General features: G+C 44.6%; 4 protein-coding genes and 1 tRNA gene. 2 read left to right on the plus strand and 3 right to left on the minus strand.

Annotation, left to right across the window (positions count from 1 at the left end; genetic code table 11):
- Positions 1–85 precede the first annotated feature (85 nt).
- The 3 genes from V7K42_RS05475 to V7K42_RS05485 all read right to left on the minus strand — a co-directional run bounded on the left by V7K42_RS05475 (position 86) and on the right by V7K42_RS05485 (position 1878).
- Positions 86–256 carry an N-6 DNA methylase gene (locus V7K42_RS05475; protein ID WP_334914254.1) on the minus strand — a complete coding sequence of 57 codons (171 nt, stop codon included), beginning with the start codon at positions 254–256 and terminating at the stop codon, positions 86–88.
- Between the two features lie 58 nt (positions 257–314).
- Positions 315–387 (minus strand) — tRNA-Arg (locus V7K42_RS05480).
- A 294-nt stretch (positions 388–681) separates the two neighbouring features.
- The gene (locus V7K42_RS05485) at positions 682–1878 is read right to left on the minus strand and encodes a murein hydrolase activator EnvC family protein (RefSeq protein ID WP_334914256.1); all 1197 of its coding nucleotides are present in this window, start codon (positions 1876–1878) and stop codon (positions 682–684) included.
- A gap of 377 nt (positions 1879–2255) precedes the next feature.
- Here V7K42_RS05485 and V7K42_RS05490 point away from each other — a divergent pair, with 377 nt between their 5' ends.
- Positions 2256–5612 (plus strand): efflux RND transporter permease subunit, encoded by a 3357-nt coding sequence (locus tag V7K42_RS05490; protein WP_334914258.1) that lies wholly within the window; start codon positions 2256–2258, stop codon positions 5610–5612.
- An 87-nt stretch (positions 5613–5699) separates the two neighbouring features.
- Positions 5700–7031, plus strand: a complete 1332-nt coding sequence (locus tag V7K42_RS05495; protein WP_334914260.1) for an efflux RND transporter periplasmic adaptor subunit — start codon at positions 5700–5702, stop codon at positions 7029–7031.
- Positions 7032–7620 lie beyond the last annotated feature (589 nt).

Consider the following 7620-nt stretch of genomic DNA (forward strand, 5'->3'; position numbering starts at 1 on the left):
GCATTAATTATATATTTTGTAGTATATAGTACTTTAAAGTACGTAATCTTGATTAGCGATCGCTCTTGGGAAAAAACTTTTTGGTTTACTGATGTGTAAAGCGTCCAGAGAATTGCATTCCCTCACGGCTATAGTTTTGGGAAAAAGGTGGATTACTGACTACTCTGTCAAAGCGGATTAGTTCACCGTCAGCAATATGCAAAGGATTAAAGAGGGTATCGTCATTAACTAGTAAAATGTTAACAGTTACATTCATTAATCAAAAATGACAATATTTTGTTAGCAGTGACAAATAATTAGTTAATGTATAGTAACGAGCGCGGAGGGATTTGAACCCCCGACCCACAGAACCGGAATCTGTTGCTCTATCCACTGAGCTACGCGCCCTTAGTCTTACATATTATAGCATGTCTGTGATAAAATTTGCAGCCAAGAGAAACTTGGTTTTTTTGTTCACAGATGAATGGCATTAAGTTAAGCTGAAGAGTATGCAGCGTAAGGATTACAGAGGGGCAGGGGGCAAGGGTGCAGAGGGAAATTTCTAAATATCCGAACGCAATACCTAAAACTTCTTCTTTCTCCCCTACTCCTCTGCACCCCTGCACCCCTGCACCCCTGCTCCTCTACTCCTCTGCACCCAAGAGTCTCAACGATTTTCCCTTTACAAGCGTGCCATTCGGTTCACAGATAATTAGCTGGATCTACGGGTGTACCATTCCGACGAACTTCAAAGTGGAGGTGGGGGCCAGTTGAGAAACCTGTGGAACCGACAGCACCGATCGCTTGTCCGCGTTCAACTGCTTGTCCCTCAGAAACATACAACTCGCTGGTATGACCGTAGAGTGTAGTCATGCCATTACCATGATCGATAATTATTGCTCTGCCATAACCACCATACCACCCAGCAAAAATTACTCTGCCCGAATCGGCTGCTCGAATTTTACTACCATAGCTGGCGGCAAAATCTAACCCGGCATGAAAGCGACGATAGCCAAGGATTGGGTGTATCCGCCAACCGAAGGGACTGCTAGTAGCAGCATCGCTAGGATATGCCATTACACCAGTTCCCCGAATGATGATGCTTGTCCGGCTGTTAGTTTTTGTTTGCGCCTCTTCTGTTTCTGCTACCTTTTGTTGAATCAAGACTTCCAGATTTTTGGAATCTCTTTCTAGCTGATTTTGCGCTGCTTCTAAGGCGAGGCGATCGCTATTGAGGCGTTGAATCATTTCTGATTGTGACTGCGCCTGAGTTTGATAATCGGCTTTTTGTGCCAGCATTTGCTCACGAATTAAAGCAATTTCATTTTTTTGCTGTTCTACATCCGTTTTTTGTTTATTGAGCAGGATTGCTTGGGCATTGAGTTTTACCAAAATTTGTTCGTCTGCCTGATACACTAACTTCAACTGATGACGGCGACTGATAAAATCGCTGATATTTTGACTTTGGAGCAAAACTGCCCATCCCACAGATGCTGGCGATCGCTGGAGATAACGCAATCGTGCTACTGTTGCTATTTGCCGCTCCTCGTAGGAACCTTGTGCTACAGCTAAATCGGTTTCTAACTGCTGGAGGCGTTGGGTAGCGAGTTGTAATCGAGATTCGCTCTCTTGAATATAGCTATCTGTGGTTTGCACATTTTGCTTTAAACCAGTGAGGTTTTTTTGAGCCTCTTGTTGAAGATTTGTTAAGCGCTCGCGCTCGTTAACCACACTCTGATGTTGCTGGTTCATTTGTTGCTGCTGTTGTCGCAGAGTATCAATAGAACCGGTAGACGTTGCGTAGGCTGGAATTAATACCGAACATATCCACAAAATGCAGCAAAATCCAATAAATAAACCGCTAAAAATCTGCTTTTTTCCTATAAATAGCGCTCTCATAGCGTCAGCCTAACTAAAACGATGCTTTCAAACACTATGAGGATTATTCCCAAAATCTGATTCACTCACTCCATGTATCAAATTGATCTGCCAAGTTGTAACACAAAGATTCTAGCGATGTCAGCATTGAGCAGATAACGATGAATAAACTTTGGTTTTTCCGGGGTTGGCGGTGGTTTAAATATCACTTTATTGGTTTAACTTTGACGATCCCCGCCCCTAAAACTCCACAAGAAGAGGCTCAATTTAGCTTGTGATTTTTGCGAGGCAGAGAATTGTCATATACAATATCTTGAGAAAAGTTACCTGTAAAAATAAAGATCCTAAATTATTTTTTCGCAACAGTAGAGCGCTAAACCCATTTAAAAGGAAATTGCATGTGGATCGTAAAAATTGCTTTACGTCTTCCCTATACATTCGCGATCGCTGCCTTGATGATTGTGATCTTGGGTGTAATAACAATATTTGGCACGGCGGTTGACATTTTTCCCGCAATCAATATTCCGGTTGTCAGTATAGTTTGGACTTATACGGGCACAACATCTCAAGAAATGGCAGAGCGAATCGTGACAATTAGCGAACGCGCCATGACAACAACCGTTAGTGACATCGAACACATCGAATCTCAATCCTTAAGTGGTGTTAGCGTCGTCAAAGTTTTTTTCCAACCGAGCGTCAATATAGCCTCAGCAGTCGCTCAAATTACCTCTGTCAGCCAAACAATTCTCCGCCCTTTGCCACCCGGTATTACACCGCCATTCATCATTCAATACAACGCTTCCAGCGTGCCGATTATCCAGATGAGTGTCAGTAGCAAAAGCTTGCCAGAACAAGCCCTCAACGACTATGCTACCAACTTCGTCCGCACCCAACTAGCAACAGTGCAAGGAGCGAGTATACCTCTGCCTTATGGTGGTAAACCTCGGCAAATAATGGTTGATATCGATCCCCAAGCGATGTTAGCTAAAGGTATTTCTGCCCAAGATGTGACTAACGCTGTTAGTGCCCAAAACTTAGTCTTGCCGGCGGGCGGGATGAAGATAGGCACTCGTGAGTTCGCCGTGCAAATCAATAATAGTCCAGACGTGGTGGAAGCGCTCAACGACTTGCCAATTAAGCAAGTTAATGGCAATGTGACTTACATTCGTGATGTCGCGCAAGTAAGAGATGGCTTTGGCGTGCAAACGAACATTGTCCGTCAAAATGGGAGACGATCGAGTTTACTTAGTATCCTTAAGAGTGGCAGTGCCTCAACCATTGAGATCATCGATCGGGTGAAAAAAGCTTTGCCTCGCATCCAATCCACCTTACCCCCAGAACTGAATTTAGCGTTTTTGTTCGATCAATCTCTATTTGTGAAAGCTTCCATTCAAGGCGTTCTCAAAGAAGGATTGATTGCAGCAGCTCTCACCGCGCTGATGATTTTGATTTTTCTGGGAAGTTGGCGCAGCACTGTAATTGTCGCCGTATCGATTCCCCTCTCGATGCTGGTTTCGATTATTGTAATGAGTCGTTTGGGACAAACTTTCAACATTATGACTTTGGGTGGTTTGTCCTTAGCTGTCGGTATTCTTGTCGATGATGCCACAGTAGAAATTGAAAATATCCACCGAAATCTCGGACAAGGTAAAGCAATCAAGCGAGCAATCTTAGATGGGGCGCAGCAAATCGCCACACCGGCATTCGTCGCCACATTGTGTATTTGTATAGTCTTTGTGCCGGTGGTGTTTCTCAGTGGAGTGGCAAAGTACCTATTTGTGCCGCTAGCGATGGCGGTAGTATTTGGTATGCTTGCTTCTTATGTGCTATCTCGGACTGTAGTCCCGACAATGGCCAGCTATCTGCTACCTTATGAAGCTCACTTGCACAGAGAGAGCGAGGATCGTAATGGTCATAGCGATCGCCACACCGAAGCCTTAGACCATAATGGGAATGGTCATAGCGATCGCCACACCGAAGTCTTAGACCATAATGGTAATGGTCATGAAAACCACCAAACTACAGCTGCAACCACAAATAAAAAAGATTGGATATGGGAGCAACACGAAAAGTTTAACCGAGTATTTGAGAAATTCCGCAGTTGGTACTACGATGTTCTGACCTCAGCATTAAATTACCGCCGGATAGTTTTTGTGCTATTTGGTGCTTTTATAGTCAGTGCCGGAGTTTTGCTACCCTTCGTCGGTCAAGACTTTTTCCCTCAAGTCGATGGTGGTCAGTTTAGTCTCCATGTTCGTGCCTTACCTGGCACTCGTTTAGAAGAGACAGAAAGAATTGTCAGCCAAGTCGAAAATGTTATCCGCAAGACAGTACCGAAAGAAAATCTCTCAATAATTCTGGATAACATCGGCTTACCCAACAGTGGCATTAACCTTACTTATGGCTACAACGGAGCTACAATTGGCCCGGCTGATGCTGATATTCTTGTATCCCTAAAAGAATCTGGTTCAACTTTTTCTTACGTCAAGCAACTCCGCCAGAAATTAAAAACGACATTTCCCAACTACACCTTCTTTTTTGAGCCGGCTGATATTGTTACTCAAATTCTGAATTTCGGTTTACCTGCTGCTGTTGACGTGCAAATATCTGGGCCTCTAAAAAACTCAAAGGGCAATTTTGAAATAGCCAAACAAATCGAAGCCCGGATGACGCGCGTTCCTGGGGCTGTAGATGTACACATGCAGCAAGTTGTCGATGCTCCAGAGTTACACCTGGATGTAGACCGCACCGAGGCTCAACAACTGGGAATGACGCAGCGTGATGTTGCTAATAGCGTCCTCACTTCCTTAAGTTCAAGCGGTCAAGCCGCAATCAACCAATGGCTCGATCCCAAAAAAGGCGTGAGTTACACCCTTGCTGTCCAAGTTCCCCAGTACAAAATTGACTCTATTGACAGCCTCAAGAATATGCCCGTTGGCAACGGTCAAACTGCACCCCAACTTTTGGGTAATTTGGCTACTGTCAGACGCGACAGAGTAATGCAAGTTGTTAATCACTACAATATTCAGCCGGTTTTCGATATCTACGCTAACTCCTCCGGTCGTGACTTGGGGGGAGTTGCTCGCGATGTGAATCGAATTATCGCTGATTATCAGAAAAAATTGCCTCGCGGTAGTCAGATTAATATTCGTGGGCAAGTGCAAACGATGAACTCTTCCTTTCTGGGACTCGGTTTAGGACTTGTGTTTGCAATCGTGCTGGTTTACTGCTTAATGGTGGTAAATTTCCAATCTTGGCTCGATCCCCTAATTATCATGATGGCACTGCCAAGTGCCTTGGCTGGTATTGTCTGGATGCTATTTGTCACCGGCACGACCTTCAGCGTTCCTTCCTTAATGGGTGCAATTATGAGTATAGGTGTGGCGACATCAAACAGTATTCTGATGATTACTTTTGCTAATGAACAGCGTCTAGAAGGACAAAATGCCTATCAAGCAGCACAAGCGGCGGGATATACGCGGTTGCGTCCGGTGTTAATGACTGCCTTAGCCATGCTCATCGGGATGGTGCCAATGTCTCTTGGTCTTGGTGAAGGTGGCGAGCAGAATGCACCTTTGGGTCGCGCTGTAATTGGCGGTTTGTCAGCTGCAACAGTTGCTACTCTGATTTTTGTACCTGTTGTGTATAGCATATTCCGCCGTCAACAACCTCGTCCGATTGAGGATGATGACGATTTAAATTTCTCCGATCCACACACCGCATACTCCTTGTCATCATCCCAAGACAAATCATAAGCAACTCACAAAATAGTCATTACCATCATTGGTAATGACTCTAGCTGCTGAATGGATGCAAATTAGATAATATGGGACAGCTAAACTATGGATTCTCAACATCCTCCATCTCCTGATTCTGAACAAGAAACGACTTCTAGAAAACAAAGACGCGGCATCGGTGGAATTGGTTGGGCTGTAATTGGTGTTGTTTTTTTTGGTACTCTCTTAACCATAGGTATTTTGCCTCGGTTAACCCAAAAGTCAGAATTACAAGCAGCAGTGAAGGAAGCTAGCACTATCCCCTCAGTTAACGTTATGACTCCCCGTCGCGCTACTGGTGTTAGCAATTTGGAACTACCTGGGAGTGTTGTAGCCCTTAATCAAACCACCGTCTATGCTCGCAGTACTGGGTATTTGCGGCGATGGTATGCTGATATTGGCGATCGCGTCCGCGCTGGTCAGTTGTTAGCAGAAATCGATTCACCAGATATAGATCAGCAAGTTTTGCAAGCAAAGGCAGAGTTAATCCAAGCACAAGCTAACGTGCTTCAAAGTCGTGCTAGTTTAGCTAAAGGTGTTTCTGATTTGAAGCAAGCCCGCGCTAATTTATTAATCGCCCGTCAAAGCTGGGAGCGCTGGCAAGTTCTTGTTAAGCAAGGTGCAGTAGCTCAACAAGACGCAGATACAAAGTATGCCACATATCAGGCGAACCTGGCCAACGTTGAAGCCGCACAAAATACTGTCAGTTCTGACTCTGCCAATGTGAAGGTAGCCCAAGCTAACGCCTACGCCATTCAAGCAAACTTTCAGCGTAATACCATATTGCAGTCTTATAAAAAAGTCACTGCTCCCTTCGCAGGAGTAGTCACAGCACGTAACGTAAATACAGGTGTTCTGATTACAGCAGGTAGTGGCAGTACAAATACTGGAAATACCAGCCTTTATACAATTGCTGCTTACGATGCCCTAAATGTGAACGTGAATGTCCCACAGAGTTCATCAGCTTTACTTAACACTGGACAAACAGCACAAATTACAGTTAGAGAGTTACCACAACGAGTATTTACGGGTAAAGTAGTACGTACAAGCAACGCCATAGATCCAAATACTCGTACTTTGCTAACACAACTAAAAATCGATAATTTGGACGGGGCGCTGCGACCTGGGATGTATGCCAGTGTAAAATTTGCCATTAACCGCACTAATCCTCCCTTTGTTGTGCCTGATAGTGTTTTAGTCATTGATGCCAAAGGTACACAGGTAGCAACTATAACTAAAAACCAAACAGTGCATTATCAAAAAGTTGCCGTTGGGCGAGATTATGGTACCGAAGTAGAAATTACATCCGGTCTGACAGGAAATGAATCGCTGATTGCCAATCCTACGGTTGATGAGACCGAGGGTTTGCGCGTCCAGCCAATTGCAGAAACAAAGTAGACTCAACAAATAATTTTACAGCTATTTTCAGGTAAATAGACTACGTGGTAAGGGCACGACAATGCTCATAGGTAGTCAACTTAAGGGGGAGCAATGCTCTAACAGTGAGATGGGTAAGCAGGGGAGGCAGGGGAGGCAGGGGAGGCAGGGGAGGCAGGGGAAGAGAAATAAATAAGTGTAGAAGCAGTCTGTTTCGGTAGTAAAAAATACTAAAAATGCCTCTTTACTCCCCCTGCTCCTCCTGCTTCCCCTGCCTCCCCTGCCTATTTCACGAGGATCTCACTTTTTCGCGTTGCTCCCACTTAAGGTGGTAGTTGAATTACCCCCCTTAATCCCCCCGATGTATTGGCTATGGTGTACACACATCTTTGTATAAAACCAAAATCGTTGGAGATCCCCCTAAATCCACGCCACATGCTCCACTTGGGGAGACCCCAAGACCGCAGTGGCTCCCCTTAAAAAGGGGGACTGTGAAGGGCTTTTGCCCCCCTTTTTAAGCTATCCATTATAAACATCTTTCTTAACAAAAGCTTTGACAAAAACCAGAAATTGTGTATGTTGTAAACGAAGATCCTAAAGCATAGCCAAA

Origin of the sequence: Nostoc sp., from assembly GCF_036917455.1 — a bacterium.
Lineage (GTDB): Bacteria > Cyanobacteriota > Cyanobacteriia > Cyanobacteriales > Nostocaceae > Nostoc.

Excerpts from the sequence above, each read along its gene's own strand:
- V7K42_RS05485 (WP_334914256.1), bottom strand. The coding sequence starts at position 1,878 with ATGAGAGCGCTATTTATAGGAAAAAAGCAGATTTTTAGCGGTTTATTT.
- V7K42_RS05495 (WP_334914260.1), top strand. The coding sequence starts at position 5,700 with ATGGATTCTCAACATCCTCCATCTCCTGATTCTGAACAAGAAACGACT.
- V7K42_RS05490 (WP_334914258.1), top strand. The coding sequence starts at position 2,256 with ATGTGGATCGTAAAAATTGCTTTACGTCTTCCCTATACATTCGCGATC.
- V7K42_RS05475 (WP_334914254.1), bottom strand. The coding sequence starts at position 256 with ATGAATGTAACTGTTAACATTTTACTAGTTAATGACGATACCCTCTTT.